This is a genomic window from Pseudomonas paraversuta (assembly GCF_904067025.1).
Lineage (GTDB): Bacteria > Pseudomonadota > Gammaproteobacteria > Pseudomonadales > Pseudomonadaceae > Aquipseudomonas > Aquipseudomonas paraversuta.
This window is the reverse complement of record NZ_CAJFDA010000002.1, coordinates 1-13,240: the sequence shown is the minus strand read 5'-3', so window position 1 is coordinate 13,240 and position 13,240 is coordinate 1. Positions and strand designations below refer to the sequence as shown.

The 13,240-nt window shown below is 52.9% G+C and carries 17 protein-coding genes and 1 pseudogene; 9 read left to right on the top strand and 9 right to left on the bottom strand.

The features are described from left to right. Positions 1-469: 469 nt before the first annotated feature. Together JQ848_RS22675 and JQ848_RS22670 are read left to right on the top strand one after the other, a co-directional pair. Positions 470-898, top strand: coding sequence for a hypothetical protein (locus JQ848_RS22675; protein WP_010657471.1), 429 nt, complete (start codon positions 470-472; stop codon positions 896-898). A gap of 98 nt (positions 899-996) precedes the next feature. Further along, positions 997-1,245: a hypothetical protein gene (locus JQ848_RS22670; protein ID WP_010657470.1), complete on the top strand. Its 249-nt coding sequence runs from the start codon at positions 997-999 to the stop codon at positions 1,243-1,245. 63 nt (positions 1,246-1,308) lie between these two features. On the opposite strand, the gene JQ848_RS22665 is transcribed toward JQ848_RS22670, so the two are convergent. Continuing rightward, positions 1,309-1,599, bottom strand: a complete 291-nt coding sequence (locus tag JQ848_RS22665; RefSeq protein ID WP_084357101.1) for a type II toxin-antitoxin system RelE/ParE family toxin — start codon at positions 1,597-1,599, stop codon at positions 1,309-1,311. Then, positions 1,562-1,825 carry a CopG family ribbon-helix-helix protein gene (locus tag JQ848_RS22660; RefSeq protein ID WP_010657468.1) on the bottom strand — a complete coding sequence of 88 codons (264 nt, stop codon included), beginning with the start codon at positions 1,823-1,825 and terminating at the stop codon, positions 1,562-1,564. The genes JQ848_RS22665 and JQ848_RS22660 overlap by 38 nt, the downstream gene beginning before the upstream one ends. A gap of 508 nt (positions 1,826-2,333) precedes the next feature. Between JQ848_RS22660 and JQ848_RS22655 the strand changes: the two genes are divergently transcribed. Then, positions 2,334-2,579, top strand: a complete 246-nt coding sequence (locus JQ848_RS22655) for a hypothetical protein (RefSeq protein ID WP_095021501.1) — start codon at positions 2,334-2,336, stop codon at positions 2,577-2,579. A gap of 2,314 nt (positions 2,580-4,893) precedes the next feature. On the opposite strand, the gene JQ848_RS22650 is transcribed toward JQ848_RS22655, so the two are convergent. Further along, positions 4,894-5,118 (bottom strand): AbrB/MazE/SpoVT family DNA-binding domain-containing protein, encoded by a 225-nt coding sequence (locus JQ848_RS22650; RefSeq protein ID WP_095021490.1) that lies wholly within the window; start codon positions 5,116-5,118, stop codon positions 4,894-4,896. A 170-nt stretch (positions 5,119-5,288) separates the two neighbouring features. Here JQ848_RS22650 and JQ848_RS22645 point away from each other — a divergent pair, with 170 nt between their 5' ends. Beyond that, positions 5,289-5,921, top strand: coding sequence for a hypothetical protein (locus tag JQ848_RS22645; protein ID WP_179292929.1), 633 nt, complete (start codon positions 5,289-5,291; stop codon positions 5,919-5,921). Positions 5,922-5,953: 32 nt separating this feature from the next. Here the strand turns inward: JQ848_RS22645 and JQ848_RS22640 are convergent, their stop codons facing one another. Further along, complete coding sequence (locus JQ848_RS22640; protein ID WP_235972596.1) at positions 5,954-6,643, bottom strand: RES family NAD+ phosphorylase; 690 nt, start codon at positions 6,641-6,643, stop codon at positions 5,954-5,956. A gap of 759 nt (positions 6,644-7,402) precedes the next feature. Here JQ848_RS22640 and JQ848_RS22635 point away from each other — a divergent pair. Beyond that, the gene (locus tag JQ848_RS22635) at positions 7,403-7,609 is read left to right on the top strand and encodes a hypothetical protein (RefSeq protein ID WP_095021491.1); all 207 of its coding nucleotides are present in this window, start codon (positions 7,403-7,405) and stop codon (positions 7,607-7,609) included. Between the two features lie 492 nt (positions 7,610-8,101). Then, the gene (locus JQ848_RS22630; protein WP_095021492.1) at positions 8,102-8,281 is read left to right on the top strand and encodes a hypothetical protein; all 180 of its coding nucleotides are present in this window, start codon (positions 8,102-8,104) and stop codon (positions 8,279-8,281) included. Between the two features lie 128 nt (positions 8,282-8,409). Here JQ848_RS22630 and JQ848_RS22625 read toward each other — a convergent pair whose 3' ends face one another. Further along, positions 8,410-8,652, bottom strand: a complete 243-nt coding sequence (locus JQ848_RS22625) for a hypothetical protein (protein WP_095008861.1) — start codon at positions 8,650-8,652, stop codon at positions 8,410-8,412. Between the two features lie 340 nt (positions 8,653-8,992). Beyond that, a pseudogene (locus tag JQ848_RS22620) lies at positions 8,993-9,088 on the bottom strand (helix-turn-helix domain-containing protein); the annotation flags it as partial. Positions 9,089-9,448: 360 nt separating this feature from the next. On the opposite strand from JQ848_RS22620, the gene JQ848_RS22615 reads away from it, so the two are divergent. Further along, entirely contained in the window at positions 9,449-10,012 is a 564-nt protein-coding gene (locus JQ848_RS22615; RefSeq protein WP_095021493.1) for a recombinase family protein, read from the top strand. Positions 10,013-10,047: 35 nt separating this feature from the next. Here JQ848_RS22615 and JQ848_RS22610 read toward each other — a convergent pair whose 3' ends face one another. Further along, positions 10,048-10,380 carry a type II toxin-antitoxin system YafQ family toxin gene (locus JQ848_RS22610; RefSeq protein ID WP_095021494.1) on the bottom strand — a complete coding sequence of 111 codons (333 nt, stop codon included), beginning with the start codon at positions 10,378-10,380 and terminating at the stop codon, positions 10,048-10,050. Then, positions 10,352-10,633: a type II toxin-antitoxin system RelB/DinJ family antitoxin gene (locus JQ848_RS22605; RefSeq protein ID WP_095021495.1), complete on the bottom strand. Its 282-nt coding sequence runs from the start codon at positions 10,631-10,633 to the stop codon at positions 10,352-10,354. The genes JQ848_RS22610 and JQ848_RS22605 overlap by 29 nt, the downstream gene beginning before the upstream one ends. A gap of 256 nt (positions 10,634-10,889) precedes the next feature. On the opposite strand from JQ848_RS22605, the gene JQ848_RS22600 reads away from it, so the two are divergent. Together JQ848_RS22600 and JQ848_RS22595 are read left to right on the top strand one after the other, a co-directional pair. Next, complete coding sequence (locus JQ848_RS22600; protein ID WP_073510850.1) at positions 10,890-11,207, top strand: hypothetical protein; 318 nt, start codon at positions 10,890-10,892, stop codon at positions 11,205-11,207. A gap of 241 nt (positions 11,208-11,448) precedes the next feature. Next, positions 11,449-11,697 carry a hypothetical protein gene (locus tag JQ848_RS22595; protein WP_095003394.1) on the top strand — a complete coding sequence of 83 codons (249 nt, stop codon included), beginning with the start codon at positions 11,449-11,451 and terminating at the stop codon, positions 11,695-11,697. Positions 11,698-11,728: 31 nt separating this feature from the next. On the opposite strand, the gene JQ848_RS22590 is transcribed toward JQ848_RS22595, so the two are convergent. After that, positions 11,729-12,148 carry a hypothetical protein gene (locus JQ848_RS22590; RefSeq protein WP_073510845.1) on the bottom strand — a complete coding sequence of 140 codons (420 nt, stop codon included), beginning with the start codon at positions 12,146-12,148 and terminating at the stop codon, positions 11,729-11,731. Positions 12,149-13,240 lie beyond the last annotated feature (1,092 nt).

The following is a 13,240-nucleotide window of genomic DNA, read 5'->3' as shown; positions in this document are numbered from 1 at the left end:
GACGCCCAAACCTTCCGGGGGAGCGCCCCGTCAGGCTTTCAGGGTTCCGACTCGCTGCGCGAGCCTCCACCCTCTTTCCTCACCTGCGCCCTGAACGGGCTTGTCTCGAAAATTCACCCGCGTGCGCGCCCGGCAAAGCCGGACCAACCTGCATTCTGCAATTGCGCGACGTCTCGTTGCGGTCCTTTGTCCCTTTCTCGACTGCTACATCGCGAATCCAGGTTGGTCCGGTTTCACCTGACGCGCACGCAAGCGGTGCGGCCGGATGCTTCGCACCCTGGTTACGCCCTGAACGGGCTTCACCAGGGCAGACCGGAAAAATTTGGCCTGGGGGCCATTTTTCCTCCCCCCCCTCGTGGGCTCGGGAGGCGTCTGTCAGGCTGTTCACGCCACCAGAGGTGGCGGTTTATCCGAGCAGCTTTTGGCTGCTCGGGATGCGCTACCATGCGATTTTTTAAGGAGCCATCTCATGCAGCGTTTGGTAAAGCCGTCGGATTACGTCCTGCAGGACGTACTTGGCCAATCGATGTATCAGATTCCCTGGGAGCCCAGGCTCTGCCCGGGCAACCCTGCAGAAGATCCCGAGGCTGGCGCACTTCTTTACAACGCATTCGTCCAGGATCAGGCCAAAGGTGTTGTGCCGCGGACACCCGCCGAGCAGATGAGTGACATTCTGGATTGGGTTTTCGAAACGGCAGGCGAACCCGCCCGCAGCCTGGCCGCTGACTTGGCGGCAGCGTACCTAGGCAATCACGCCTTCCTGATCGATGATCTGGATGATTGGGACGCGGAAACCAAGTCGCATCGGGCGCACATGGTTTTTCATGGCGAGGACATTAGGGGACTTTCAGCGCGAACCGTCATGAAATTGCGGGCTCGAGCTGCCGCCGGATTTTAGCCGCGAAAATATCGTTAGACCGGTTGTTGCTACTAGTAACACGGGAGCGCATAACGAATAGAAAGGAACCCGCCCGGACGGGCCAAGAAGGTGTCGCAATGCGTATGACGTTTGGCAGTGCCTGCCGTAACGCGGGCCTTATGGCGGTGGTGTATTTCCTGTACGTGGGCTTCCAGAAGGGACACTTTGATGTCTTCGGCTGGTACGGGGTTGGGTGGTCGTGGGGGGACTGGCTAGTGTTGGCGGTGCTGACGGGGGTTTTTGGGGTCATTCTGTTTGAAGAATGGTGGGGGCAGCGCAAGCGTGCGAAGGCGAAGGCCCGCGAGCAGGGCGAAGACTTCCAATAACGCCGCGTATGTAAGTCGGACACAAAAAATCCCGCCAAAAGGCAGGATTTTTTGCTTCCGAACTCACCAATCTTCAGGGCGTTCCGCGTGCTGATGGAGAATTCGATATATCAGGATGGTATCCCCCTTCCGCGTGTAAATAGATCGATAGGGGTATTTCGAAATAATCAGTTCTCGGCAATCAGGGATATCCGAGGCTTTCCCTAACTGAGGAAAGGTCTCCAGTCGGGTTATGGCTTCCAGCACTTGGGAAATGACTTCCTCGGCCTTTTCAGCACCTAGACGCGGTTCGTAATGCTCGTAGATACCTTCGAGGTCACTGTCCGCTTTGCTGGTTAATGCGATTTTCGGCACGAGCCACCCACTTAGCCTTCACGGCATCCAAGTCGATTAGATTGCCTGCCTCAGCATCAGCGATCCCTTCGGCTACCGCTCGAAAATGCCAGGACTCTGACTCTACATAACGTGCCAATGCACGTTTGAGATGGTACTGACGATCCCGATCAGTTGCTTCAGCGAGCTGATCGAGCTGGTTAATCAGCTCCGATTCCACACGAAAAGACAGGACAGGCGAGGCCATGTTATCACTCCACACGATGTTGTCTACGATGTAGACGTTGTCTACTCATATTTGAGTATTCCACTATCAGTGGAATATCGCAACTATTTGCTAATCATTTATGAGCACTCACTATCATCGACCCAGTGCGAATAACGCCGTTTATGTTCAAAAGGCCCCCACAAAAAAGCCCACTCCGGTGGGCTTTTTTGCATCTGCTGGACGCCAGAGGGCGGGGGACTGGCCTACCATTCCTACTGTGAGGGGTTTTACGCGCAGTCGATCCCTTGGTTGATAGGTGATGGCCGTTTTTTCCGTACTTTACACACCGGACGGGCTGGATTTGTCAGCCGGTAGCACGTGTAATCGGTAACAAGCCCCGGAGTAGAGCCGTCGATAGGGGCGTCTGGGTTCATCCGTACTTTACACACCCACGATTGATTCTGTGAGATAGCCATCACCGGTTGGTAGATATCTTCCTGGGATGAACACACCTTCGTTCATTTTCGCGGACGCGAAATATGAGGCCATAACGATGCGCGCAGGAATCCAGGAAGAAACACTACGCGCCATGCTGGAGGCATGCGCGGTGAGGGAAGTGTTGGTCAGCCGGCAGGATGATAAATGGGGTCTTGCGATTCGCCTGGGTGGTCCAGGATCGCGCTGGCTTCCGGTGCGTTCGCGCCGTGAGGCGTTGCGCACGTGGGCCAGTTTGACCGCTGTGGGACGCTTTGCCGAAGCCCAGGGCATCAAATGTTTTGCCGTCGAGCTGTAGCCTTTTCAAATATAAAATCCGCTTCGTTCTGCATGCAAGGAAAGTGCGCTGAAACACAAATACGCTCTGTTTAGCCGAGGTTATTTGGACATTGCCGGTTCAGTTCCTCGTGAACGCTAACGGTCAAATTTGACCCTTAGCGTTCAGATTTGACCTAGGGGTAGCTCATCCAGTGAGCTACCCCTAGGCATTTTCGCGTCCGCGAAAATGGATCATCTGTTTGAGAAGGCTGTAGTGCAGGTGTAGTCGCTTGAGAGCAATAAAACCGTGACCTACAGAGGAATCTGTAGTCGTCTCTCAATACAGCGATAAATGCCCTATTGGTCTACAGCCCATGTAAATAGGGGCCTGTAGCTGCACCCTAGGGTGCGTATGGTGTGTGGCTTTTTGAGTTAAGGATGAGAGGAAAAAATGCACTCAAACAACGCCTTTCTTTAAGGAGAAAACGGTCAGAGGGTCATTTTTCCGCAATCGGCTTGCCCGATTGGCCCTAGATAACAGGTCGTAAACAACCGTAAACAGGCTGTAAACAACCGTAAATAGGTCGTGAACAGGATGTAAACAGGCTGTAAACAAACAAGTAGACGTACAAAGCAAAAGCACAAAAGAAGCAGTTAGGTAGCTCGTAGGTAGCTCGTAGATATCACAGAGATAGCAGCAGGCAACACAGAGGCAACACAGAGGCAACACAGAGGCAACACAGAGGCAACACAGAGACAACACAGAGGCAACACAGAGGCAACACAGAGGCAACACAGAGACAACACAGAGACAACACAGAGACAACACAGAGACAACACAGAGACAACACAGAGGAGTCGACCAGCATCATGGCTTGTTTATTGGTCCATGCCGTTGAATAGACTTGGCCAAGTCACGGGCTCCTAAGGTTTTCCAGGTACAGAGGCTTTGACCTTCGTTGGAGTTTCGCGCCCGCGAAACTGACGGTGGCTTTCAGTCATCTAGAGCGTCGAGCAGATTCGCCCAAGTAGCGGTGTCCCCTAGTTTCGTACTCGGAGCCGAAACAGGTTTTGGGGCGGGCTTGTACTCAATCAGCCGAAGTGACTCACGTAATTCGTGTATCTCTGTGCGCAGCAGTCGAACCTCCTCAATCAGCGGCTGTAGGGCTGGGTGTAGGGCGTCCATTTCAGAGGTAGGGAAAGTGTAGGGCGAGGGTGTTGGGTTAAGTGTAGGGCGGTGTAGGGGAAGTCCCTGTGGTTCGCCATAGACACGGATCATTTCTGATAGGTCGATAACCTTTTGCCCTTTACCGTCCAGGCCAGCAGTCACGCGGCCTTTAGACACGGCCTCGTGCAATGTTGAACGGTGCAAACCGTAGAGTTTTGCCATGCGGCCGATGGTTAATTTTGCCATGTAGGGCAGTGTCGGGTTCTGTCTGTAGGGTGCCCTACAGTCTACTGCTATAACCGACCGTTCACTAATGCTGTCCGGAGGACCTTGTAGGCTACGGTGCAGCTAGGCAGTCAAGCTGCCAGACCTACACGGTAGATTGTGAAAGACACAGGGTTTGCGCTGGACGAGCAAACGCAATATCTTTGGGCGATAGATACATAGCATTAAAACGAAAAAACCCTGCCAAGGCAGGGTTTCATTCGGGCCAGCGGCGACGGCAATCGCTCTGGCCAAGGTCTCGGGGAATCTCTGCTTTGCGTGCGGGGAACGAGACCTGGTAAGCCAATTCTGTCGGGAAAACCCCCGTCTGTCCAGCTTCCAGCCTCCCCCGACACCTCTTCCCGACGCTTGGAATCAAGATGCTTTGGGCCCGGGAAAGTAATAGCTGCCGATCAAGGGGATCTCTTCACGGCAGCCGGTATAGCCGGTTAGGTGCGACCCGCAAGGGCGAGAAGGCAATGGCAGGGCAGCGTAAAAACCCAACCACGGGCGCTGTCACTGTCCTAAAACCCACCAACCGCCAGACGCCGAAGAGGGCAGGGGGCGCAGTGGTAAACAATCCCCGAAAGTCTGGAACGCCTGTTGGGAGTGGGAGCTGGGTGGCTGCACCTAGGAAAAATCCTCACTGCGTGGAGTCATGCGAGACGCTTTTTTTAAAAGCTGATCGTAGGGGCTCCCACGCCAGTGGGAGCCATCAAGAGCGTCGCGCAGCCAGCATTCTTGCCGCCCACTGGCGGCTCTAGACTGGCGTCAGCCATCATTGCTCGTGCTCTTGTCTTTCAGGGTTATAACCTGCTTTGGATCTTTTCCAGCGAGTGGGGGTCCCCCTTTAGGGGGTCGAGCTGGTGAGCGTAGCGAATGCTTTTGCTCTTCGTTGATCCGGGTGATACCACGATTTAGCTCACCCCTCTTCGTGACCCGCACCTGTCACTTGTTCCACCAGGTCATCGAGGAGTTCGCGCTTTTTCGGGGCTTTCGATAAGACCAAGGTTTGAGTCACCGGGTCGGCCTCTACGATGTACAGGCTGTCGCCGACGTCCAGACCGAGCGCCTGCAGCGCAGCGTCGGGGATACGTAGGGCGCCGTCGCCGTCCCACTCTTCAATGGTGACCTGGACGCTAAGCATGGGGCCGTTCCTTATCTAAAAAAGCTCACGATAACCGTTTTTATCGGTATTTTTACCGGGGAGACATCTTATTCAGCGCGCCTTCAACAGGTTGACAAGTTGACAAGTTGACAAAAATGTGGTAGGTTATACCCCATAGCGGCCTAAAGAGGCCTCTATAAGGAGAGAACATGTCAATTGCCACAGCAGGAAAGAGTCAGCCATCAACCCGCGATGTCGAGGCCGTGAAAGCGGAATTGCGTAAACGGTTTGAGGATCAGCTTTCCCGCGCAACTGAAGCTTTATTGCTTAAGGTTGCGAGCTTGTCAGATGACAAGGCTTTTGCCGCTCTTGCAAAAATAAAAGCTGATAAAGAACGAAGCATTCATACGCGTAATCAAGAAGCGATTGCGAGAATGAAGCTGCGTGCATATGAGCGGGTTACCAGCAGATGTGAGCTGCTTGATGCTCGTGAGGCCTCTGAAATTCTTGGAATTTCAAAGCAAGCCCTTAGTCAAAAAACTAAAGCTGGGCAGCTTCTGGCGTATACAAACACAAGCAATCGTCGTAAAGGCTACCCTGCGTTCCAATTCGCTGATAATAAACCACGATCGATTATTGCAAAGCTAATCAAAGATCTCGGGGTTGACCCAGTTGATACGGAGGCTATGAATTTTTTAGTCCAACACTTGGTTAGCAATATGGATTTTTCAAGTCCTGGCGAACCTGAAAATGTGGTACCTCGTTATGAGCTTCTAGATAACAGCGCTGCCGTTGAAATCATCAAACGTGACTTTATAAACGCGTTCGAGCTTGGGCAGTAAACCGAGCCTCCGGATGGAGGCCCGGTTTTGTTTCACTCCAGGGATACCCCCATACTATCCAAAAACTCTATGGCCGTTTCGCCGTTCGATAATACGACCTTTGTCACAGGTGTATATTCGATCGATTCAACTTGGGCCCCTCGTTCTCCGAAGAGAACCAGATTGCACCCATCCATAGAGCCGGTAACGGAATAGACAGCAGACGGGTAAAGCAGACCATCGATCCCTACACCCAACTGCATGCACGCCTGACTGATCAGCCGGGTGAGTGCATATCCTTCCTTGCCTTGTCCCTTAGCCTGAACGATATCCCGTATTTTGTGGTGCGTTGCACGGTTTGCGAGACCGGCTACGTCCACAACGTTCAGAATACGGACCGTCTTCATGCGATGTAGCGACTTCTTCCCCAGCACCGACAGGCGTACTGGTTGGTCATCAACGCCTTGGCCTGGCTGAAAGGACTCTGCGATCGCGACTTCCTTGCTGAAACCTACGTAATACACGCCAACCTTCTGGTCTGGATCAGCATAGCGCGAATCCGAACCGGTGAAATAGTAAGGTGGCTTAAGGTCATGCTCGGAATCTTGAACATGGAATGTATCCATATTTGCAGCGATCATTCGTACCAATTCTGGATACGCTTTTAGCGTATCTACAATTTGCTTAACTACATCTTTTTCGTACTTCTCTACCGCAGGGCCCATAGTAAATTCTCCGATCATTAAATTTCACGCTCATGGCATTAATCCAAAGCTTAGGGTTTTTTGAAGATCCACATAGTGGATCGACGGTTCTGGGCGATTGCCCGAGGTGAATATATACTGACTTTATAATTTGTGCACTTCTTATTAGATTTTATAAATTATTTTTTGGTCTTCTATGTTTAATCGTATTTATCGATGCTTTATTGAGTAATTAGTAGCCATAGATAACCAGCAGTAGTCACTAGTAGCGGTAGCCAATTAGAGTTAGCTACTAACTGGTCGTAGCTAACCAGCAGTAGCTACTAGCTAGTCGTAGCTAACCAGCAGTAGCTACTAGTTAGCGGTAGCCAATTAGAGTTAGCTACTAACTGGTCGTATCTAACCAGCAGTAGCTACTAGTTAGCCAAAGGCTAAGAAAATTGGTCTTTCGAATAACGCTGTTATCGTCAAATTCACGATACAACTCCCCACTAAGCGGCTGTGTACCGTTATACGGTTACTGATGCGCTGCGCTTGTCGGCCCTTCCGATTCCCTGCGGCTGCGTCACAGGACGCTTAGAGGGCTCCAAAAACAGGCAAAGTTTCCGATTCGGAAACTTTCGTTGAAGCAAAGATATTCCTCAGGCGTTTGACGCCAAAGGGCGCATGGATAAAAACGGCCGTACCGAGTCCATGAAAGCCCCCTTCCTTGGTCCAGCCAAGTGATTACACTGAGTCAGTACCGAAAAACTTTGCACCTGATCGGAATAACTTTTTCGCCTGAAAGGAAGCCCCGCCATGACCATGCGCACCTATCGACATTTCGCCTGTCAGAACGGGCATCAAGGCGTAGAGACCACTAGTGAAAATGATCAGCCTTATTCGAAAGCCTGGGAGCAAGTTTCAACTCAAGGGCTAAAGACTGGGCCTAAGGATGTGAAGGGGTATGCCTCCTATGTGTGCTTGAACTGCGGGTTACCGATGGCCGAGCGCCGTCCGGAGTGAGTCCGCCGCGTTACGAATAACGACGTTTTCGTTACCGAGCACTTGAGTGTTGCTACTAGCAACATGCCTGGATTTTTTAGCCGCTAAAATTTTTCTCGGGCGCGAAATTTCGTATTTCATCAGAGAACCCCGCTTTTAGCGGGGTTCTTTTGATGGGTTAAAACACGGAGATATTGTGGAGAAAACGCCAAAGCTCCCAAAAAATAAAACACACTGAAATCGACTCTGACACACATTTCAGTTGTCTCCCGGCCCATAAAACCCACTTTATGATTGTTTTCATATCTGTTCAAAACCCTTGCATACCGCTGATCCTCAGCAGCGCGGGTGAGCAACGTTTTCGCTCACCTTGATTCTTTACAGTTTTGAAAATCACTATCTTAAGCAGTCGATCAGCCACAATTTTTAGCCGCTAAATCTGAGCAGGAAAGCCCCCGACCTTTCCCCTGCTAACTGATTACACTGTGCCATCACCTACAAGGAGCAGTACCGATGCAGATGAGTGACGCAGTGGAGGTCGTGCAAGTAGCTGGAGCAGCCAATGCCAACGTTAAGCTGAACGAGGGCTGGACATTGCTGGCTGTGGTGCCTGGGGCGAATAATGAAGGCAGGGCACATGTTGCCTATGTGCTGGGCAAGGCGAAGGCGAAACCTGCCGGGCTATATGGCTGATTTCGAATAACGCCGCTTATGTTCAATCGTCACAAATAAAAAAGCCCGGTCTAAGCGGGCTTGGTTGTCTATCAGCGGCACCAGGGCAATTTAAAATCAGCAACCCTGAGCCTGAGCTTGGTGGACTCTTACCGCTGAAGCGCCTTGGCCGCCGCGATGCCACTAGGGGTCAGCACTCCCGAATACATTGGTCTGGACATGATATTGCCCGCGACCATTCGAGTAATACGAAAGCAACCAAACCCCTTGGCCCAAAGCTGCTCGAAAACATCAGCATTTGCTTCGATAAAAGCGCTATCTGGACGCTTTCCCTGCTCATGCATCGTCAGGAGCGTGGACAGCATGGAGTTGAATTCTGAATGGCCCGTCATAGCGAACGTCCTTGTGAAATTCGACCACCATTATTTCGGCTGATCTCATCCCGCATTCGCTTTGGCAGAAAAACTCCATACTGGGGTTGCTCTGCGGACAGGGTGGGCGTTTCGAGCACAGCCAAAACTCGACCTGGAGAAGGTTGAGTAATCGAATGGTCGTCAATGAGTGGGGCGGAAAAATCGAAACTAAATTGCTCTGTAATCGCCATCGTGTATTTCCTCGTTTATAAAGGCTTGATTATACCACAACCCATAATTATCTTAATTTGTCAATATTTTTTATCGTGCAAATTAATAAGGCTCACCATATTTTTTGAGACTGAGTAATCTTGTCTCATGCGCGAAAGACAGTGGTGTGGTCGCGACCGCCAAACACATAACCGACTCCCGGCAGGCTATGGTTGGTCAGCTCTTTGGACTGGGCCATGGCCACCATGGTGTTCATCAAGTGGTCAGTGTATGCAGCAAGTTCTTGTAGTCCTCGCGGGTATCCGTGTCGGACTCCTCAAGGTCATTTGGTTCAACCAAACGGATGCAAGAAATACAGCTATCAGACCGTGGAGCCTCCAAAATAACGGTGCACACCATTAAGTCCTGAAGCACTACAACCGACTGGCGTCGGGCATAACAACTTCGGGACGTAGGAAGAAGGCTGTTGCTGCCGCTTCCATTGCCGCACTAATCCTAAGTTATGCGACAAGCCGACATAGCCAAGATCTGCTGGCCTCAATATGTCGCATAAGTCTGTCGCGAATGGTAATTTACCTGCGACAAGTTATGCGACAGGTGCTTCATGGAAAACGAAGGTCAGCAGATCGGATACGCTCGGGTTTCGACGCAAGGTCAGGATCTGGAGCAGCAACGGATTGCGCTAGGACAAAACGGGTGTCAGCGTATTTTCGAAGAGAAGGTCAGCGGGGCTAAGCAAGACCGTCCCGAACTGAGTCGGTTGCTCGATCATTTGCGACCAGGTGATGTGCTGACTGTGACGCGATTAGATCGCTTGGCTAGGTCTACGACAGACCTGTTGCACATCGCTGAACGGCTCAAAGAGATTGGTGCCGGGTTACGTTCCTTGGCTGAGCCATGGGCCGACACAACGTCTCCAGCTGGCCGCATGATTCTAACCATCTTCGCTGGCATCGCTGATTTCGAGCGGTCTCTTATTAGTGAGCGCACAAGTGCTGGTCGAGCTGCCGCAAAGGCAAAAGGCGTTCGATTTGGGCCAAAGCCTGTTCTGACTCCTGAGCAGATAGCCCATGCGCGACGGTTGATCGATGAGGGTCAGTCAGTGGCCGAGGTTGCACGTCTTCTGGGTGTTCATCGCGCCACGCTATACCGTGCTTTACCTCAATAGCTAACGGGGCTTATGTGAAGCCCCCAGTGCCTTTACTACTCCTCGAAAAGGTCAGCGTGGGTTCCTGCTCGAACGAAGACGATTTGCTCTTGTTTGCTTTCAGCAGCTAGGCGGTAAATCAGCAGGAAATCTCCACCAACATGGCACTCCCGAAAGCCAACCCAGTTGCCTTTTAACGGATGGTCTAACCATTCAGGCGCTAAAGCTCCGTCATTGGAGACCAGCAGCATCATGACTTCCTTGAGCCGGTTAAGATCAAAACGACCGGAGCGGGAAAGTCGCTCCCAATCTTTTAGGAAGGTCTTCGCGTAGTCAGACACGCGAGGTAACGCCGCACGTTTACTCGCCGCTGTTTTTCTTGAGGTCATCGAACAGCTCGTCAATTGATTCAAAGCGCGCACTGTTAGTCCGCACGATCTCTTCCGCTTCGGCCATAGCCAAGCGGGTCTTCGCATTGGGAACTTTTAGTTCGAGCGGGAAAGCCTGATCAACCGCAATGCGGTGCAAAAAGATCCGCACGGCTTCGGACATACTCATGCCCATGTGGCCTAACGCAGCGTTGGCCTGAGCCTTGATGTCATCATCGATACGGACATGCAGCATGGATGTTTGGGTAGCCATAACGACCTCCTGGGTGAATAACACACAATGTATCTCAAATGAGATACATAGCAAGCAGTACCGATAGAATGAGAGGTCACGCCTACTCATTCCGGTCATCGCCGCTTATGTTCAAAAGGCCCCCACACTTGAGAGAGTCGTGGGGGCCTTTTTTTCTGGGCACGGAAACCACACCCCTCCTACACTGGTACGCCAGACCCCACCTCTGTGGTTTTACGCACGGTGGGCCACTGACTCGGATAAGGACACCCCTGCCATGCCGTTACCCGTCACGCCCTATTATGAGCGCCGTCTGCGCGACCTGCGCACGCTATCCCCTGCGGCTGCCGCACTGGCCGAGCGCATCGCCTTGGACCTGCAGCCGCAAATGCTGGCCACCTCGACCGAGACGTTGGAGGCGCAGTTACTGGATCACCTGCAGGAAGTGGCTGAGCAACAGACGCGTTGTGTGACTCGACTCTGGGACTGGTTAAACGCCGTGGTCAGCGCCGGAGCGCTGACCCCACCACAGGCGGCAGCGTTTGCCTGTGAAGCGGCCACCTTGGGCGGCCCGTCTGGCGTAGTACCAGAATGAGCAGCCGTGACGGTTCCACTGCTCACTACGGCTTAGAGCTCGGGCTAACGTGTTGGCATATTCAATGGGTTCTGGAGTATGAAGGCGTGACGTGCACGCTTTGCGGTGTCTGCCAAAGCGTCCAAGAGGCAGACATTCCTTTTGCTCATGTGGCAGGTTGCATCGGCGCAGCGGAAGTGGCACAGCACCCTTGGCGCGAGCTAGCAGCGGTTCTACGCCATTTGCCGGTCGTACTCGATAAATGATTGGCGAAGGAATTCACGAAGACGCGCTGCAGCACCTGGTGCAACAAAACGCGGTTAGGGAGTTTGTTGTGGGCCGCGATGCTAGCCGCACCAAGTGGACGTTTTCGGTACGCCTCGGCGGGCCGCACTCCCGGCTGATCGCGGTGCGCTCACGGCGCGAAGCGATTCGTACCTGGGCCAGCCTGACGGCAGTGGGGCGGTTTGCCGAAGGGCTCGGCGTGCGAGGCTTTGCGGTGGAACTATGAAGTTTCGCGCCCGCGAAACTGGCCACGGCTTTTAGTTATCGAGAGCGTCGAGCAAATTTGCCCAAGTAGGGGCTTCCCCTGGCTTCGCGTTGTGAGGCAATGCAGGTTTAGGCTCAGGTTTATGCTCGATCAGCCGAAGTGATTGTTGCAGCTCTTGTATCTCTGCACGCAGCAATCGAACCTCTTCAACCAACGAGTGTAGGGCTGGGTGTAAGGCGTCCATTTCAGGTGTAGGGGAAGTGTAGGGCGAGGGTGTCGGGTCAAGTGTAGGGCGGTGTAGGGTGATCCCCTGTGGTTCGCCATAAACGCGGATCATTTCTGATAGGTCGATAACCTTTTGCCCTTTACCGTCTAGGCCAGCAGTTACGCGGCCTTTAGACACGGCCTCATGCAATGTTGAACGGTGTAAACCGTAGAGTTTTGCCATGCGGCCGATGGTTAATTTTGCCATGTAGGGCAGTGTCGGGTTCTGTCTGTAGGGTGCCCTACAGTCTACTGCTATTTATGAGACTTAACCGACCATTCCCTAACGCGGTCCGGTGGACCTTGTTGGCTACCGTGCTGGTAGGCAGCACAGCTGCCAGACCCACACGGCAGCTTGTGAAAGACACAGGGTTTGCGCTGAGCGAGCAAACGCAATATCTTTGGGTAATAGATACATAGCATTAAAACGAAAAAACCCTGCCAAGGCAGGGTTTCATTCGGGCCAGCGGCGACTGCAATCGCTCTGGCCAAGGTCTCGGGGAATCTCTGCTTTTCGGTGCGGGGAACGAGACCTGGTAAGCCAATTCTGTCGGGAAAACTCCCGTCTGTCCAGCTTCCAGCCTCCCCCGACACCTCTTCCCGACGCTTGGAATCAAGATGCTTTGGGCCCGGGAAGTAATAGCTGCCGATCAAGGGGATCTCTTCACGGCAGCCGGTATAGCCGGTTAGGTGCGACCCGCAAGGGCGAGAAGGCAATGGCAGGGCAGCGTAAAAACCCAACCACGGGCGCTGTCACTGTCCTAAAACCCACCAACCGCCAGACGCCGAAGAGGGCAGGGGGCGCAGTGGTAAACAATCCCCGAAAGTCTGGAACGCCTGTTGGGAGTGGGAGCCGGGTGGTCGCACCTGGAACAAAATCCTCACTGCGTGGAGTCATGCGAGACGCTTTTTTTAAAAGCCGATCGTAGGGGCTCCCACGCCAGTGGGAGCCATCAAGTGCGTCGCGCAGCCATCATTATTGCCGCCAGTGGGCGGCCTTAGACTGGCGTCAGCCATCATTGCTCGTGCTCTTGTCTCTCAGGGTTATTACCCGCTTTGGATCTTTCCCAGCGAGTGGGGGTCCCCCTTTAGGGGGTCGAGCTGGTGAGCGCGTAGCGCGAATGCTCTTGGCTTTTTGCCCTTTTGTACCTTTTCACCTTTATACCTTTCCTATTGGCGTTCTATTGCTGAAGCAATAGCCAACGCAATAGAACGACCAATAGAACGCCACATAGATAATCCAAGACAAAAGCAGAGCAACAGCGCGCCATCCCTACGGTCTGTCGTGGCCGCCCTGCGG